Origin of the sequence: Leptospira sanjuanensis, assembly GCF_022267375.1 — a bacterium.
In the GTDB taxonomy this organism is placed as follows: domain Bacteria; phylum Spirochaetota; class Leptospiria; order Leptospirales; family Leptospiraceae; genus Leptospira; species Leptospira sanjuanensis.
Map to the genome: position 1 here is coordinate 2,600,074 of NZ_JAIZBH010000001.1, position 15,999 is coordinate 2,616,072.

Annotated in this window: 19 protein-coding genes and 1 tRNA gene; 14 read left to right on the forward strand and 6 right to left on the reverse strand. The window is 45.7% G+C overall.

The features are described 5' to 3' along the window. Positions 1-27: 27 nt before the first annotated feature. A tRNA-Met gene (locus LFX17_RS11670) sits at positions 28-100 on the forward strand. 311 nt (positions 101-411) lie between these two features. Here LFX17_RS11670 and proC read toward each other — a convergent pair. The 3 genes from proC to LFX17_RS11685 are packed head-to-tail and all read right to left on the reverse strand — an operon-like array spanning position 412 to position 2,594. Next, the gene (gene proC, locus LFX17_RS11675; RefSeq protein ID WP_238730407.1) at positions 412-1,185 is read right to left on the reverse strand and encodes a pyrroline-5-carboxylate reductase; all 774 of its coding nucleotides are present in this window, start codon (positions 1,183-1,185) and stop codon (positions 412-414) included. Position 1,186: 1 nt separating this feature from the next. Continuing rightward, positions 1,187-1,855: a YggS family pyridoxal phosphate-dependent enzyme gene (locus tag LFX17_RS11680; protein ID WP_238730408.1), complete on the reverse strand. Its 669-nt coding sequence runs from the start codon at positions 1,853-1,855 to the stop codon at positions 1,187-1,189. Position 1,856: 1 nt separating this feature from the next. Next, on the reverse strand, positions 1,857-2,594 hold the full coding sequence (locus LFX17_RS11685; RefSeq protein ID WP_238730409.1) for a hypothetical protein: 738 nt from the start codon (positions 2,592-2,594) through the stop codon (positions 1,857-1,859). 114 nt (positions 2,595-2,708) lie between these two features. On the opposite strand from LFX17_RS11685, the gene LFX17_RS11690 reads away from it, so the two are divergent. Continuing rightward, positions 2,709-3,431, forward strand: a complete 723-nt coding sequence (locus tag LFX17_RS11690; protein WP_238731585.1) for a flagellar filament outer layer protein FlaA — start codon at positions 2,709-2,711, stop codon at positions 3,429-3,431. Here LFX17_RS11690 and LFX17_RS11695 read toward each other — a convergent pair. Then, a complete protein-coding gene (locus LFX17_RS11695; protein WP_238746827.1) occupies positions 3,403-4,020 on the reverse strand; it encodes an HAD-IA family hydrolase in 618 nt (205 codons plus the stop codon). The genes LFX17_RS11690 and LFX17_RS11695 overlap by 29 nt on opposite strands. Before the next feature lie 6 nt (positions 4,021-4,026). Between LFX17_RS11695 and LFX17_RS11700 the strand changes: the two genes are divergently transcribed. Both LFX17_RS11700 and LFX17_RS11705 read left to right on the forward strand, forming a co-directional pair. Then, on the forward strand, positions 4,027-5,286 hold the full coding sequence (locus LFX17_RS11700) for a 3-deoxy-D-manno-octulosonic acid transferase (protein WP_238746829.1): 1,260 nt from the start codon (positions 4,027-4,029) through the stop codon (positions 5,284-5,286). 482 nt (positions 5,287-5,768) lie between these two features. Further along, positions 5,769-6,413, forward strand: coding sequence for a hypothetical protein (locus LFX17_RS11705; protein ID WP_238730412.1), 645 nt, complete (start codon positions 5,769-5,771; stop codon positions 6,411-6,413). 145 nt (positions 6,414-6,558) lie between these two features. On the opposite strand, the gene LFX17_RS11710 is transcribed toward LFX17_RS11705, so the two are convergent. Together LFX17_RS11710 and LFX17_RS11715 are read right to left on the reverse strand one after the other, a co-directional pair. Next, positions 6,559-7,533 carry an SRPBCC family protein gene (locus tag LFX17_RS11710; RefSeq protein WP_238746831.1) on the reverse strand — a complete coding sequence of 325 codons (975 nt, stop codon included), beginning with the start codon at positions 7,531-7,533 and terminating at the stop codon, positions 6,559-6,561. Between the two features lie 193 nt (positions 7,534-7,726). Further along, positions 7,727-9,844, reverse strand: coding sequence for a sodium-translocating pyrophosphatase (locus LFX17_RS11715; RefSeq protein ID WP_238730414.1), 2,118 nt, complete (start codon positions 9,842-9,844; stop codon positions 7,727-7,729). A 13-nt stretch (positions 9,845-9,857) separates the two neighbouring features. On the opposite strand from LFX17_RS11715, the gene LFX17_RS11720 reads away from it, so the two are divergent. From LFX17_RS11720 to LFX17_RS11765, 10 genes are all read left to right on the forward strand, one after another. Next, positions 9,858-11,075, forward strand: coding sequence for a tetratricopeptide repeat protein (locus LFX17_RS11720; protein ID WP_238746832.1), 1,218 nt, complete (start codon positions 9,858-9,860; stop codon positions 11,073-11,075). A gap of 138 nt (positions 11,076-11,213) precedes the next feature. Then, complete coding sequence (lsa14, locus tag LFX17_RS11725) at positions 11,214-11,759, forward strand: adhesin Lsa14 (RefSeq protein WP_238746834.1); 546 nt, start codon at positions 11,214-11,216, stop codon at positions 11,757-11,759. Beyond that, positions 11,756-12,082 (forward strand): TRL-like family protein, encoded by a 327-nt coding sequence (locus LFX17_RS11730; RefSeq protein WP_238746836.1) that lies wholly within the window; start codon positions 11,756-11,758, stop codon positions 12,080-12,082. The genes lsa14 and LFX17_RS11730 overlap by 4 nt, the downstream gene beginning before the upstream one ends. Continuing rightward, positions 12,079-12,441, forward strand: a complete 363-nt coding sequence (locus LFX17_RS11735; RefSeq protein WP_238730418.1) for a TRL-like family protein — start codon at positions 12,079-12,081, stop codon at positions 12,439-12,441. Before LFX17_RS11730 ends, LFX17_RS11735 begins: the two co-directional genes overlap by 4 nt. A gap of 60 nt (positions 12,442-12,501) precedes the next feature. Then, on the forward strand, positions 12,502-12,840 hold the full coding sequence (locus LFX17_RS11740; protein WP_238746838.1) for a hypothetical protein: 339 nt from the start codon (positions 12,502-12,504) through the stop codon (positions 12,838-12,840). Between the two features lie 44 nt (positions 12,841-12,884). Beyond that, entirely contained in the window at positions 12,885-13,199 is a 315-nt protein-coding gene (locus tag LFX17_RS11745; RefSeq protein WP_238730420.1) for a hypothetical protein, read from the forward strand. Beyond that, complete coding sequence (locus tag LFX17_RS11750; protein ID WP_238746840.1) at positions 13,186-13,890, forward strand: hypothetical protein; 705 nt, start codon at positions 13,186-13,188, stop codon at positions 13,888-13,890. The genes LFX17_RS11745 and LFX17_RS11750 overlap by 14 nt, the downstream gene beginning before the upstream one ends. Next, positions 13,887-14,765 carry a hypothetical protein gene (locus LFX17_RS11755; RefSeq protein ID WP_238730422.1) on the forward strand — a complete coding sequence of 293 codons (879 nt, stop codon included), beginning with the start codon at positions 13,887-13,889 and terminating at the stop codon, positions 14,763-14,765. Before LFX17_RS11750 ends, LFX17_RS11755 begins: the two co-directional genes overlap by 4 nt. Positions 14,766-14,984: 219 nt before the next feature. Continuing rightward, positions 14,985-15,473 carry a DUF3015 family protein gene (locus tag LFX17_RS11760; protein WP_319937215.1) on the forward strand — a complete coding sequence of 163 codons (489 nt, stop codon included), beginning with the start codon at positions 14,985-14,987 and terminating at the stop codon, positions 15,471-15,473. A 14-nt stretch (positions 15,474-15,487) separates the two neighbouring features. Beyond that, positions 15,488-15,973 carry a DUF3015 family protein gene (locus LFX17_RS11765; protein WP_238730424.1) on the forward strand — a complete coding sequence of 162 codons (486 nt, stop codon included), beginning with the start codon at positions 15,488-15,490 and terminating at the stop codon, positions 15,971-15,973. The last annotated feature ends 26 nt before the right edge of the window (positions 15,974-15,999 follow it).

Here is a 15,999-nt window from a genome sequence, read left to right on the forward strand (position 1 = left end):
TCCAAGCAAATACTGACCTATAGACACCGCGCGGTGGAGCAGCTGGTAGCTCGTTGGGCTCATAACCCAAAGGTCATAGGTTCGAATCCTGTCCGCGCTAGTGTTTTAATCCTTCCCTCTTTCTTTTCAAGATAAATTTTAACTCTAAGAATTGTTTTCCTGTATAACTTCGTATTATAAGAAGTTTGCTCTCTTTTTTGCAATCAGAACATGAATATTTACTCACAGGAAACCGTTAGGCTATTTGCGTTAAACAAACTAACCAAAAAGAACTACTCTATTTCTCCAAAGCGGAGTTCGTTTTCACGAGAAGATTCGCATAACAACGCGAGTCGAACCGGATCGAGTCGCCGATTTTAATAGCGATTCTTGATTTCGGAATCTCTTTCTATAGAACGAGAAAAAAATCGTTCAACCGCCTAACTCTTGAGAACGTTTGGTGGCCGCTTTGACTGCTTGCAGAATCGAATCCGTAAATCCGTTCTTTTCCAACTCCGCAAGCCCGGCAATCGTCGTCCCTCCGGGAGAAGTCACCTTATTCTTCCAAACTTCCGGATGAGCGGAAGGATCTTTTTTTCTTTCTTTGCGAAGAAGTTCCGCAGAACCGATCACGGTTTGAATGCTGAGATCCAAAGCCTCTTGATAACCCAGTCCGGAAAGAACTCCGCCTTCGGCTAACGCTTGAATGAATTTAAAAACGAACGCCGGTCCCGAACCGGATAATCCCGTAACCGCATCGAGTAAAGATTCGGAACCCAGTTCCACCGAATGACCGAGGGATTGAAAGATTTCGGTTACGGTTTCATACAAATCCTTATCGCCAAAGTAACCGATCGCACCTTCCGATACGAGCAAAGGAAGATTCGGCATAACGCGTACGACTTGCGATCCGTTCGGAAGATGTTTTCGGAGCGTTTCCGTTCCGATTCCCGCGGCGACGGAGATGATTTTTTTGGGCGATTTGATTTGTCCGAGTAACTCCGTGACCTTGCCGGGTTTTACACAGACAATCATCACGTCGGACTTTGCGGAGAATTCTTCCCAAGAAGAAACGAGTTCGATTTTTTGATTCGAGGTCATGTAGGGGTCGTAACCCAAAACCTGTGTCGGATAACGTTTTTTGAGGGAGAGATAAATCGCTCCTCCCATATTTCCGCAGCCTGCAATGCCGATCGTATGTTTCATTTCAGTTCCTTTCTCCAAAAATAGCGCTTCCGATTCGGACGAAGTCGCTTCCTTCTTCGATCGCGATCTTATAATCGCCGGACATACCCATGGAAAGTTTTCCTTCGGGCATATACTCTTTTCTGATCTCTGCGAGTTCGCGAAAGACTTGTCTTGTACGGATCGGATCTCCGTCCGAGGGCCCCATCACCATCATTCCTTCGAGTTTACAAAACGCATTGGATAAATTTTCTTTTTTCATAAGCGTTTCGATCAGTTCTTTTTTTTCGAAACCGTGTTTCGTATCTTCCTGGGTCAGGTTCGCCTGTAAAAAATAACGGATCGGTTTTTGTTCCTTATCCGCGCGCGCGAGAAGTTCCCGCACCGTCGAAATCGCCCCCACTCCGTGCGCGTACGAATAACCGGCGAATAACTTGCGTAAGGTGCCGCTCTGAACGGGGCCGATATGATGCAGAACCAAGGGGGAATTCTTTTCTTGGATCCATTCTGAAAATTTTTCGAGTCCTTCCTGGATTCGGTTTTCTCCGAAATGAAGAACACCGCCCGCGACCGCTTCTTTCACTTTGGAAAGCGGTTGGAATTTGGAAACCGCGATGAGGACGGGAGGATTTTCCGGTCTCAGATTTCGTATCTCTTCGTTGATTTCCTGATAACGTTCTGCGATCCCCATGTCATTCTTTGGTTTTTAATTTTTCCATTTCCCGTTCCAACTTGCGAACCCGTTTTTCCAGGCTTCGTTTACCGGACTTCCCGGTTTTGTGTTTCTTTTTGGAAGGCGAGATACCGAGTTTTTTCTCGAGTCGATCCACTCTCGTTTCCAGCGAACGAATCCGTTTTCCGGTTTTCGAAACGGAATGTTTTTTGAGTTTCGATTTCTTGGAAGAACGCTTTTTAGAATAGCGATCGGCTTTTGTTTCCCAATCGTCGCGATCGCGGGACTCACGGACTTTTTCCTTTTTGGATTCTTCGTCCTTGTAGGTTCGGGATGTTTCGTCTTTCGGAGGGGTCCATTTGTCTTCGGGAAATTTTTCACGCTCGGCTTTTTCGGAGGAACCGGATTTTTTTTCTTCCGGCCATTCTTCCTTGAGAGAATTGTTTTTCTTTTCTGGGGAAGGCGCCGTTTCACGCTGAGCCGATTCCCGTTCCCCGGAGAATTCCCCGCTTGTAGGAGCTTTTTTTTCTTCGGTCGGGAGAGTATTTAGGTCGTTGGGAGAAATCGGAGGTTCCGAATTCATCTCGGGGCTTAAGATTACCCGATCGGTTTTGGAGTTGTTCGAGACTTCCTCGCTTTCCTTCTTTTTGAGAAAACGGGAAATATCTTCCCGAAAGAGATAGCTGTAAACGATCAAAGATCCCAACAGCAATACTAAGATTCCGGAAAGTATGATTTTCAACTGGTCTCGTCTCATGATTGTACCTGATTCAAATATCGGTTTTTTCTCTCTGTTTTTAGTCTCATTTTCTCCGAATAGAATCCTGTGAGAGTCTTCTTTTCCGCGCGTTTCCGATTCTTTTTCTGCCTTTTGGGGGTTTGTCTGGCGATCGAGTTCGCGGCGCCGCTTTCCTCCGCGCCGGTCAAACGCGACGAAGACGAAATCAGCCGGGTTTTGATTTTAGAAAAGATACTCGCGGATTGGAAACAATACAATCTTTTTCTCGTGGATGCTTTCGACGGCGCGAGGCCTTGGGAAATTTACAGAGGGGTTTCGTTTTTAAACGAGATCCGTTTTAATTCTCAGATTCCGTCCAACCAAGCGTTTCTCAAAGAAAGAGAATCCTACCCTTCTCTTTCTCCCGCGAACGATTATCGTTCGATGATGGTGCAGACCTTTTTCGAAAACCCGAAACACGCCCATCTCGAAATCCGTCCGAAAGAAAAGATCCGTCTTCCGATCGGAAGGCCCACGAGAATCTTCTTTTGGATGTATGCTTCTTCCCAAAACGCGAGACTGGAACTCGTTCTGCATCAGCACAAGTCTAAGGAAATCGTAATCGATCTGGGTGATTTGGCCTTTGACGGTTGGAAACGAATCGAAAAAAAATTGGAAATTCCCGGAAGAAACATTTGGTTAAACCGAAGTCTCCGTTATCCGTTCGAGATCGCGGAGCTTCGTCTGATCCCCGGGCCGTTTCAGCAAAAGGGAGAATTCGTTTTTTATCTGGATCGTATGGGAATCCTCGTGGATACGAGAGACGAGGCCTATCCCGGCGCGGAAATCAAAGATAATTGGGGTACTGGTTTCTGAAGAATTCCGTGAGTTCGGTCGGCGTCTTCGGATTAAACTGAAACGTATCCCATCCCATATATCCGGCCGCTTCCACGTTAGTCGCATTGTCGTCGATCAACACGTAGCGCATATCCGGAAAATCCGTTTGAATCCACTGAAAGTATTCTTCCGCAGGTTTGCGGGTTCCGAGTTCGCAGGAAAAGTAGAGCTGATCGAAGTGGGAAAAGAGTTCCTGCATTTCGGGGAACTTATGAAATTCCTTATACCATACCGAGTAATTGCTCGCGAGTACGAGTTTGTTTCCGTTCGCCTTGAGAAGTTTGACGATCTTAACGGTTTCTCCGATCAAACGGACCTTGTTGAACATAAGCGCCTTGATTTCTTTCGGATCGGGCAAATCCCCGTTTCTATATTCGGGCAGATAGAATCGTTCGAAAAATTCTTCCTCTTCGATCCGTCCCTTTTCGAATTCCACGAAAGCTTCTCTTTCCCTTCCCTGAATGAATTTTTCTCTCGATTCGCTAGGAAGTATTTTATAAAGTGCAGAATGAAAGGGATCCTTGATTAGGGTGTCCATCAGATCAAAAGCAAATAAAACTCCGCTCATAAACCTATGATTTTTCTTTATCAAATCCTGACGATCTTTCTTCTCGTCTTTCTCGTTCCGTTCCTTCTCTTATTTCCGTCGGCCAGGCTTTTTTTGGGCAAACGTTCGGCGGATAAGAAACGAATTCTTTCCAAAAATTTGGATCTTTCGGGAAAACATACGATCTGGCTGCACGCCGCTTCGGTGGGAGAATTGGATCAGTGCCGCGCTCTTGCTTTGGAATTTCGAAAGAAAGATCCTTCTTCGTTTTTGATCCAATCCGTTTTTTCGGAAAGTGTGCGCGATTCTCAATTGGAAGCGTTTCCCGCGGACGAAACCTTCCGTCTTCCGATCGACACTCCGTTCGGATACGATTGGATTTTTTCCCGTTTTCAACCGAAGGTTCTCGTGCTGATGGCCTGGGACACTTGGCCGAATCTGATCTTGTCCGCAAAACGTTTCGGCGCCAAAGTCGTGTTAGGTTCCGCGGTGATAGGCGCGCGCAAACAAGGTTTGATGGGAAGATTGACCGAGGCTGTCTTTCGTCATCTCGACGGAATCTATCCTTCGCACGAATCGTTTTACGAAGCGTTTCGCGCGCTGGTTCCGGAATACGTTCCGGTCAAGGTTTTGGGCGACACAAGATTCGACACGGTATTGAAAAAGATCGAGGACAATAAAAAGGAATTCAAAAGACCGAAGAATTATCCGTATTCGAAAATCATACTATTCGCATCCACCTACGAGCCCTGCGAAGAATTGATCGCCTCTTTATACGGACTTCTGCGGGAAAAAAATCCCGGATTGTTAAACGAATTCGCATTTTGGATTTTTCCCCACAAAACGTCTCCCGATCGGATCGTTTCGATCGAACATCGTCTGCAGGACGCAAAGATGGAATATCGAACCTGGACTTCCACTCCGTATGAGACGATGACCGCGCAGACGATCGTATTCGACGTGTTAGGCGTTCTGGCTTTCGCGTATCAAGCGGCGGACTTCGCGTATGTCGGGGGCGCGCTTCACAATCGTGTGCATAACGTTTTGGAACCGGCCACGTTCGGTTTACCCTTGATGACCGGTCCGAAAATCTCCAATTCTCCCGAGGCGATGATTTTGCAAAAAACGGGAGGCCTGTTTATCGTATCGAGTCCGGAAGACGTATTCCAAGTTCTGAATCTTGCGGAATCGGATTTAGAAACGATTCGAAAACAAAACCGAGAATTCGTTCAGTGCGGACGCGGTGCGGCAAAGAGGTTGTATGAGGAAATCCAGGGATTGTTGTAGTAGATTTTGACAACGTTGGGGAGATTTGTCGAAGTTCCGACGATCCTTTGTAAATCGTGCGAGCTCGAGCTATGGCGCGCCCTTAAGAAAGCTTTCCATTAAGTTTGTACGGAGGCGGGAAGATTTCCGGATTTTCCCCCTATCAGAAAATCCTACGTTCTACAAGTATAAATCCATCCCCGAAAATGTTGGAACTCCAGCGTTCTAAACAAAACAACTGCTTTACCGAATTCGAAGCGGCTTCTACGAAACCCCCTTTATATCGAGAAAAATATCCGTTCTACTGACGAACTCCCGTTCATCCCAGAAATTAAAATTCGAATTTTTTCTAAGATGTCGGATCGATTCGGAAATCTAAAATTTATTTCCTAAATTCAGTTTTACAGTCTAAGAAAAGAAATTCGGGAAAACAAAAAATGAGGAAACTAATCCCATTCTTAATTTTAATTCAATCATTTTCAATATACGGGGAAACTAAAAAGTTGCGGTTTTTCGGAACGGCAACAGATCTAAATTCGGGAAAAATTCTCTATTACGATCATCACGAAGAAGTTTGGGAGAATGGAGACCATTCCTATTCGATAATCCGATATAAGGACACGAATGGGAAAGTCTTTGCAAAAAAGAAAATCGAATTTTCCAAAAATAATATGATTCCGGATTTTCAATTGGACGATCTGCGTGACGGTTATCTGGAGGGAGGTTCTTTTTTAAAAACGGGAACCGTACGACTATTTGCTCGAAGGGCCTTCGAAAAACCTTTGGAAGAAAAGTTAGTATCGTTTTCGGAGCCGGCATCGATGGACGGAGGTTTCGATTATTTTATTAAAGCCAATTGGGATTCGCTTTTAGAAGGTAAAACCATTCGTTTTCGCTTTTTAGTCCCCGTCGAGAAGGACTCTTTTGCGTTTTCCGTTTCCAAGACCAAAATCGGAGATTACAAAGGCAAACCCGCCCTTTTTTTGAGGATGAAAATCGACAACGCGCTCTTTTCCGTTTTCGTGAAACCGATCGACATGGTCTACGATACGAATTCGAAAAGGATTATGGAATACAGAGGAACCTCGAACATAAACAACGAACAAGGAAAAAGTCTCAACGTGAAGATTGTCTACGATTTTCGATAACGTCCGGTTTCTATAATGATTTTCTTCGGCATCATCTCAAATGAATCATTTCAGGACGGATTCCTTTTTTTAGAATTCTTCCACAATCGTATCAGAAAGGATACAAAGACAAAATCTACGATCGTTGAAAACATCGCAATTCAATTCATTTCCCTTCCATTCTCCGTTTCAAAATTCTTAATATAGAATTCTGAATGTCCCTCATCAAAAAATCGCCCCAGAGAGAAGCATAAAAATTAAAGTGAGTCGATAGACGGTATTTGCTTCTCAAATGAAGAACGACGGTTTTCTTTCCAGGATACTTTAAGTTTTCATTATATTCCAATTCGTATTCCCCTTGCAACGCGTCGAAATAAATTCCGCCGGGAACGACGTGAGGATCCAAGGTTGTCAGAGGAGTCAGATTCGGATCCGCTTGGATTTCGAACTTCAACCTACGCTCCGGTTTCCATTCGGTGATCGTTTCGTAAAAGACCAATCCCTTCTCAAACCTCGCTTCTCGAATTCCTCCGATTCCTTCGTGAGAAAGAGTAGCTTCCACCGGTCTTGGAAATCCCATTGAATAAAAAAATCCTTCCTCGGTTTTTTCTAGTTCCGGAATGCGAACGATGTTCTTCCAAATTTTTTCCGGTGTCGATTCGATCGTAATCTTCGTTTCCACAATACGAATTTCATTCGGCAAATCCCAAAAGGTTTCGAAATATCCGGTAACAAGCGGAAGCGAAAGAAGTGAGAACACGGCTAGTAGATTCGTTCGATTCTCGGGAAAAATATAAAACCAAATCGCGACCGCTATTCCGCCTAAACTCGATAAGACGAGATAAATCGGAAGACCCATGGTGAGACAAATCATTCCTTCGATATTCACCAAAAGCGCGAAAAGCATGGAAACGATCGTCGGCAACCAAGGAAAGAATATATGAAAAAGCACGGTTCGGGACTTCGATTTTTCGGCGCTGTAGCACGAAATCAATCCGATCAAAAAGGGAAGAATAAAAATTCCTCCGTAAGTCATTCCGAGCCCGAGGTCCTTTAGGGATTCGATTCGAAAACAATACTGCACCGCGATCGCATACAAAACGGAAATTACAACAGGAATCAAAAAAGAACGTAGATTCATAACGTTGAAGGAGATCGTTCTTTCGTAGAATTGGCAAGAAAAAAGCGAAGAGAATTCTGTCAAAAAAAGCGGCTTTGCGCTTTTAAATCCAAAAAATTTCCGCAGAGGCGCCCGAAAATAAAAAAGGTTCTTCTCGCGCGAGCGAAAAGAACCTCCTTGTTTTCTATTTCAAGAAATCCTAATTTAGAAATTCTTAATGGTGAAACAATCTCATCAAAAGTCCGCCTTGTTGAACGAAAAATTCCGCAAACACGAGGCTTGTGATCGCCATCAATTTGATGAGGATGTTGATCGAAGGCCCGGAAGTATCCTTGAACGGATCCCCAACGGTATCGCCTACCACGGCGGCCTTGTGCTGATCGGAACCTTTTCCACCGGCTTTTTTCTCGATGTATTTCTTCGCGTTGTCCCATCCCCCGCCGGAGTTTGCCGCGGAGATCGCGAGAACAACTCCCGCAACGAGCGCACCCGCAAGAACACCCGCAAGAGTTTTTACTCCGAAAAGATATCCAACGAGAATCGGAGTCAAAAGAACGAGTAGTCCCGGAAGAATCATTTCGCGCAGAGCCGCGGTCGTGGAAATATCGACACAACGTTTGTAATCCGGCTTGTTCTTTCCTTCCATAATGCCCGGTATTTCGCGGAACTGTTTACGAACTTCTTCCACCATGTCGACTGCAGCCTTACCTACAGACTTCATCGTCATCGCGGTAAAGAGGAACGGCAACATCGCTCCGAACATCAATCCTCCGAACACTTCCGCGTTCAGAACTTCGAGACTTGTGGTATGAGTTCTCGTGATAAACGCAGCAAAGAGTGCAAGAGAAGTCAGCGCTGCGGAACCGATCGCGAATCCTTTTCCGATCGCCGCAGTCGTATTTCCCGCCGCATCCAGCGTATCGGTTCTGTCGCGAACTTCTTTTCCGAGTTCCGCCATCTCAGCGATCCCGCCCGCGTTATCGGCAACAGGACCGTATGCGTCGATGGTCAATCCGACAGCGATCGTGGAAATCATTCCCAGAGCCGCGATCGCGATTCCATACATTCCCGCAAGAAGGTTCGCGGTAACGATGGTGATCACGAGCAGGATCACGGGAATCACGGAAGAATGATATCCGAGAGACAATCCGTAGATGATGTTGGTCGCCGCACCGGTGTTAGACGCTTCCGCGACTTCTCTTACGGGTTTGTAAGAATGAGAAGTATAATACTCGGTTACGATTCCGATGAACATTCCGGAGAATAAACCCACGATCATGGAGATATAAACGTCCCATTTCGTGATCGTCTTTCCTGCGATTTCAAAAGAATCCACCATGAACGTGTTCGTTACGAAATACATGATTCCCGCAACGAGAAGCGTGGAAACCCAGAGCTGAACTTTCAGAGCCGATTCTACGTTTCCGCCTTCCTTCACTCTTGCGAGAAAACTCGTCAAAAGAGAAGCGGGAATTCCGAATGCGGAGATTAAAAGAGGATACAAAAGCGCGTCCACGGAACCGGAAAGAGCCGAAGCCGTCGCACCGATCACAAGAGCCGCACAAGTCGCTTCCGCACAAGAACCGAATAAGTCGGCTCCCATTCCGGCAACGTCTCCCACGTTGTCTCCCACGTTATCCGCAATCGTTGCCGGGTTTCTCGGATCGTCTTCCGGAATTCCCTTCTCCACCTTGCCGACTAAGTCCGCTCCGACGTCCGCGGCCTTTGTGTAAATCCCGCCGCCTACTCGACCGAAAAGAGCCACAGCGGAACCGCCTAAACCGAAACCGGCTAAGGATTCCATAAGAAAATGTTTTTCAACGGTTGGATGTAATCCCGTAAAAACGAGGAAAAGAACGATCATCCCGAGGATCGCAAGACCCACCAGACCGAATCCCATCACCGCACCGGAGTCGAACGCAACTCGGAAGGCTTTCGCCATAGAAGTTTTAGCCGCTTCCGCAGTTCTAACGTTTCCTGCGGTGGCGATTTTCATCCCGATAAAACCGGAAAGACAGGAGATCAAAGCCCCGGAAACAAACGCGATTGCGGTATGAACTCCGTCGTTAAAGCCTTCTGTGATCGGATTGTCCAAAAGAAGGACGATCAAAACCGCCATAAAAGCGATGAATAGGGAAATGACTTTGTATTCCCGAACGAGGAAGGCCATTGCGCCTTCGGAAATGGCGGAGGAAATTTCTAAAAGTTTTTTCGTTTCTTTTTCGTTACCGCCTGCGGCGCCGACTTGGATACGGACGACCTTCAGGGTATACACAACCGCAGTAACGATCGCCAAAATAGACATGGCGATAATAATCGTAACTGAATTCATTCAGTGAAACCTCTTGTTTTTTTTCAATGTTCCGATGTTTAAAAAGATGGGAAGAATTCTACCCGACAGACTGCCTGGGAAACTACTATCCACTTGTTTCTTTTTTTTACTTTGCACAGGTTATTCAACGCTCTATGGGAATTCAACCTTTTCTTACGGGGAGTTGCTCCGCCAGGCCAGGGAAGAATTGGGCCGCCTCCGCTACGATGAAGCCCTGCAGAAACTCGAAATCGCGAATTCTCTTGGAAACAAAAAAACGGCCGCCTATTACGAGATCGAAGGAAGAGCCTGGATCGGAAAAGGAGATCTCACAACGGCGATGGAGAGTTTTGAAAAGAGCCTCGCCATCGAACCGGACAATTCGGTCCTTTGGACCGAAATCGTAAGCGGTTATGAAGAATTAAAAAAGCCCGCAAAAGCCTATCATTTCGCAAGACTCAGTCTTTCTCAAAATCAGGAAAATCCGATTCTTCGATTTAAGATTCTCGTGTTGAGCTCGAGATTGGGAAATTTAGAATATTACAAAGAAACGTTGCGTTGGATCGAGGCAAACAATCCGTATCAGAACGATTTGTCCGCGATCGAAGCCGAAGTGACCGTTTCGTACGAAACCGGAAAAATCGACGAAAGCATCGTAAAATGCAAAAAATTCCTCCTCTACTTTCCCGAAAATCGATTCTTGCACAGAATTCTTCTTTTATGCTTGAAGAAAAAAAAATCGGCCGGGCTCGAACAAGCGCTCTTGGATCGGGCGGCGATCTTTCGAAACGAACCGATCTTCGCATACGAATCCGCGCTTGAATTTTTGCAGAACCGAAGATTTGTGGAATCGCTTTCGATGTCCAGACGAGCCTACTATCTAACTTTGAAAAAGAACGGACAACCTTCCAAAGAGATTCTGTATCCACTTCATAGAATTTACAGACAACAGGGATCGGTCATAGACGTACAGGCGATCGAAATTCTTCAAGAAATCGTGGAAAACGGAAAAGAAGGAAACGAAACGTTCCTCGACGCCAAACTCAAACAAACCGGATTCAACCGCGAACTCCTGTTATACGCTCTTTTTCAACTGCGGAAAAATCCGAGCGAAACTTCCGAACAAAGATCGAACGAATGGAAATCCTTCTTCGCAAAACTCCGAAAGCAACAAGAGGAAGAAGACTTATCCAATATCATATCGCCGTTCACATACGATACGGAAGAATCCGATTTTTTATCCGAACGTTAAATTCGAAATCTCGATTGTCAGACTATTGTCAGCGTTCCATCCTTCACAAAGATTCGAATGGATATTTTTTCCCAAAAAAGGGAATTTACTGTCATAGAATCAAGGTCTTTCGGGATATAATTTCGCGGAGGATTCAAGATGGCTCGATTCCAACTATTTTCAGGTCCGAGGATTCCGATTCGAGTCCCGATCCTTTTTCTTCTATTGTTCGTTTTCCAATGCACCGGAGTCAACATACTCAATTCCCCGGTGGGATCGGAAGAGATGAACACCAATCCCACCCCGGCGTACGGAAGACCTTCCCTCGAACTTTGGTACAAGGGAGGATTGATCTTTCACAACGAATCCATTCCTCACACGATCAACGGAAACGCTCGAAACCTGGAACGCGGAGAATCCTGTTCTAGATCGGCGCTCGCTCTTTTCGCCTGGGGCGATTCCTCCATTCGAAACGCATCCCGCAAAGCGAATATTCAAAAAATTGCACATATCGAATACGAACACACGGCAATTTTAGGAATCGTCTATCATAGCTTTTGCACGATCGTAACGGGAGAATCCGCGGCGGTTCCGGCGCTGAAGGTTAAGGAAGAAGCGAAAGAAAAACGAATCAAACAAAAAACTCCGACCGTCACCGAAATCAAACCCGAAGGAGACAAATCGGACGAGGAGGAAGACAAATGACAACGATCGTAAGAGTCCTTTTTTGTCTTTTCCTTTCCACCGTTTTCGTTCAATGCGCTTCCGGACCCGTGGGCGGGTTGTTATTCACGCACAACTTATATCCGGGAGAAATCAATCCGACGAACGAAGTGCGACAAGACGCTACCGCGGAAGGATGCATTCATAACATTCTCGGCGTGCTCAGCTTCGGGGACGCCGGTGCGGGCTCCGTTGCCAAAAAGAACGGAATACGGAGAATCGCGATCGTCGATTACAGCGTTCTTCACATTCTCGCGTTCGTTTATAGAAACCACTGCGTGATCGTAACGGGAGAAAAAGAATGAAACGGATTTTGAATATTCAAAAAATAGCGATTCTTTTCTGTCTCGCTTTCGCCTTCTCTTTCGCGGGATGTATTTCCACTTCGGAACCGGCCGCCGTTTTTTCCTATAATACGCAGCACCTTCTTTCCAAAACGAACGGAAACATGATTTCCTCCGCCAGAATTTTGAAAAAGGGAGAAAGTTGCGCCTATGCGATTTCCCTTTTTTATTACAGCACATCGTATCGGGGACCGAAAAACAGCGTCGCCGACATAGCGAAGGAATTCAACATCGAGAAAATCGCAGTCGTCGACTATTCTTCCTTCAGTTTTTTGGGCCCGATCTTTTACAAAAACTGCGTCGTAGTCTGGGGTGAATGAACTTTAAAAAACACTTTACGCCGCAAGTCGACCGCGGATAACATCGACGCGGATTCTTTTATGAAACGCGTCCTTGTGGTCTTCCTCTCGATCGGGTTGTTATACGCTGCGTTAGGCTGCTCTTCCGAATATGTGGTGATACAACCCTCTTTGAACGGAGAGGAAAAACCCATCGGGAGGGTGCAGGGAACCGCCTGCGGTTTTTTGGGGTTTATCGTTCCCTGGTACACGTTCTTTCCGATGACCCAAAACTCGAAACTCAATCGAGCTTATTTCGAAGCGGTCAAACAATCTCCGGGCGCCAAAGGTCTGAAGAACATCCAAATCGAAGAATACTGGTTTTGGGCGGTGGCGGGAATGGTCCAGTGTATGACGATTTCGGGAGAGGCGGTCCGATGAAGCTGCGCCCCGTCTTCCTGTGTTTCACATCGGCTTTCCTCTGCTTGTTCCTTTTTGTTTCTTGTTTTGCGCAGCCGCTTCTGATTCCGGAAAATAAAATCGTTAAACCGACATCGGAAAAAAGCGTCACCTATCCCGTATATGCGAAAGAATGCGGATTCGTTCTCTTGTTGGTCATTCCCATCGGGATCAACGATCGTTTTGTACGAGCCTACGCAAAACTCTCCGCACAAGCAAAGGACGGTTTTCTTTCCGAGATCACTTTGCAGGAATCCTGGTTTTACGGACTGCTCGGAACTGGATATTGTACGACGATGACGGGCATGGTCACGAAAGAGGTCGCCGATGAAAAACAATAATTCTTTCGTTTTGCGGATTCTCGCTTTCGCGTTGTTGCTTTTACTTTCCGGTTGCATCGCGATCCGAGTTTATATTCCGAAACAAGGGACGGATGCGTTCGACATAGGAAATTTGGATACAATTCCTCACTTGGCGATTCCGCATCCCAATCCCCAGTTTGAAATCGGCGAAGCACCGCATCTCGGCAATGCAACCTTTGCGCGTCGCGTATCTTCCCTTTTCTTTTTAGCTCCCGATAAGCTGGAAAACGAATACGGTTCCATCGGAGTGCTTCTCCGCCGCGAACTGGATCGAAACCGCAACGATTACAAAACGAACGGCAAATACAAAATCTTCGTCAAAGACTTCGAACTTAAAACCGACGATCATTGTTTTTCGGGAAGCGTGACCGGGGTCAAACTTGCCATCGAGGTGACCGATCTTTCCAAAAATACGAGCGTCTTGGATTTTCAATATGCCGATTCCATAGAATCGAACGTGACCGATTGTCATTCTACTTTGGCGACGGCCACCATCGTCGGCTGGCTGATCTACATGCCTTATTTGGGATTTCGAGGAAACAGAGAAGATCAACTCAACCAACTCGGAAGAACCGCTTTATTAGAATTTTCTGAAAAACTAAAATTCTCACTGCGGAAAAAAACGGAACCCGCGACTTCCGAAACTAAAAAAGAGATTCCGACACGATGAATCCGATCTTAAAATTTTTGAGCGCATTCGTTCTTTTAACCGCTTTGATCGCTTCGATCGGCTGCACCTATTCGATCGAAAAAAAATACGTCTACGCGAAACCGTATTATCCGAATCAGAATTACTTCGATGAAAACAATCCTCAGTTCGAAGAGGGCGAGCCTTACTGGCTTTTGGACTTTTTAGGAAACGTTTTCGGGGTTCTTTCCAAACTCATTCTTTGGAACCGCAAGATGAGCAATCATCGTTTTTCCGAAGAGACCAAAAATTATCTGAAAGATTATATTCGGGAAAACAACCTGAAAGACGTCAAGGTTCGTTTTAATCAATACGCTCCGATCGACGATTTGGTTCAACTTTGGAAGTCGGATACCGTTCATCCGATTTTGAAATATACTGTGGGAATTTTTAACTGGGCCATCGGCGCGATTCTTCCCGGAAGACTTTTTGCGGGATTGTTCAACGGAGATCATTACAACCCGTATTCGAACACGATCAATCTTTACAGCGATCTTCCTTCCGTCGTTCTACACGAGGGGGGACATTCGAAGGATTTTGCGCTTCGTAAATATAAGTCCTTATACAGCATCGGCTATTCGATTCCGTTTTTAGGTCCGTTGTATGCGGAGGCCCGTGCTTCGGATGATGCTCTTCGCTATCTGAGACACAGATGCGATCTGAAAAACGAACTCATCGCCTATCGAACATTATATCCTGCGTATGCGACGTATGCGGCAGGACCGATTCTCGATTCGGTCGGCGAGCTTGTAGGGTTGGCGGCTTCGATTCCCGGACATATCGTAGGATATCGAAAACAAAAGAAAGTGGAGAAGGAAGAAATTCCGGAGTGTAAGGTTTTGGAAGAGATGCGTTGATTTTTCGGACCTCGAAAGGAAAAATCCGGACGTCGATCAAAAAAGAATTTTCCCGAAACAAAATCGGATTCCGTTTTAAATCATCGATTATTTCGGTTTCGTTTCGGATTTTCAGAAGTATTTCATTCTATAAATCCGTAGTCGAAAAGCTTTTCGAAAACAAATTGACAGCCTCGCAAAAAAGAGGGATGATCCTTTTTCGCATAAAGGAGTAAAATCGTGAAAAAAAGAATCTCCTGGATCCTTCTGACACTATCTTGCGCTGCTTTGCTGAGTCCTCTCTCGGCCAAAGATTATCACGTCGCAGGTTGCGGATTAGGTTCCTTAATTTTTAAAGAGAATAAAATGTTACATCAGATTCTCGCGTTGACTACGAATGTAACCGGATTTCAAACGATCGGTATTACGATCGGAACTTCCAATTGTAAAACGGACGGACTTGTGAAAACGGAAAAAGTTCAAGAAGTATTCGTAGCGGTTAATTATTCTTCCTTGGAACAAGAAATGGTAAGCGGGAAAGGGGAGAAGTTAGACGCTCTTTCATCGCTCCTCGGTTGCCCGTCCGAGATGAACGAAAGATTTTCAACGCTGACGCAGAATCGATATTCGAAGTTATTCGTGCCGAACGGAACTCCGGCAACGCTTCTTGACGGAGTCAAAAACGAAATTCGACAGGACGAAGTGTTAGCTTCGGCTTGCAAGATCTAAAGGGAGAAACAAGAATGAAACCGAATCGGAAAATCATATTAATTCTTCTTGCCATCCTTTCCCTTTCCTACGCAAAAAAAGCGGATGCGTACGGCGCCGCCGGATGCGGGTTAGGATCGGTCGTCATCACCGAAAATAAGGTGGTTCACCAGGTGATCGCGGCGACGGTAAACGGGTTATTCTCCGGAAATCAGCTTTTCGGAATCACCACCGGAACTTTGAACTGCAAAACCGACGGCGTAACCCAAAAGGAAAAGGAACAGGAAATCTTCGTTCATCTGAATTACGATTCTTTAATGTTAGAATCGGCTCAGGGTAAAGGGGAAAAACTGGAAGCATTCGCCTCTCTAATGGAATGCAAGGATACGAAGGCGCTCGCCGATCTTACAAGAAAGAACCATTCTTCCCTGTTTGCGAACGCGGACCCTTCCGATTTTCTTGTTAAAATCAAATTAGAAATGAGCAAGGATACAATCTTATCCAAAAGCTGCAAAATCTAATCGACATCAGGCTTCCGGAAACAAAC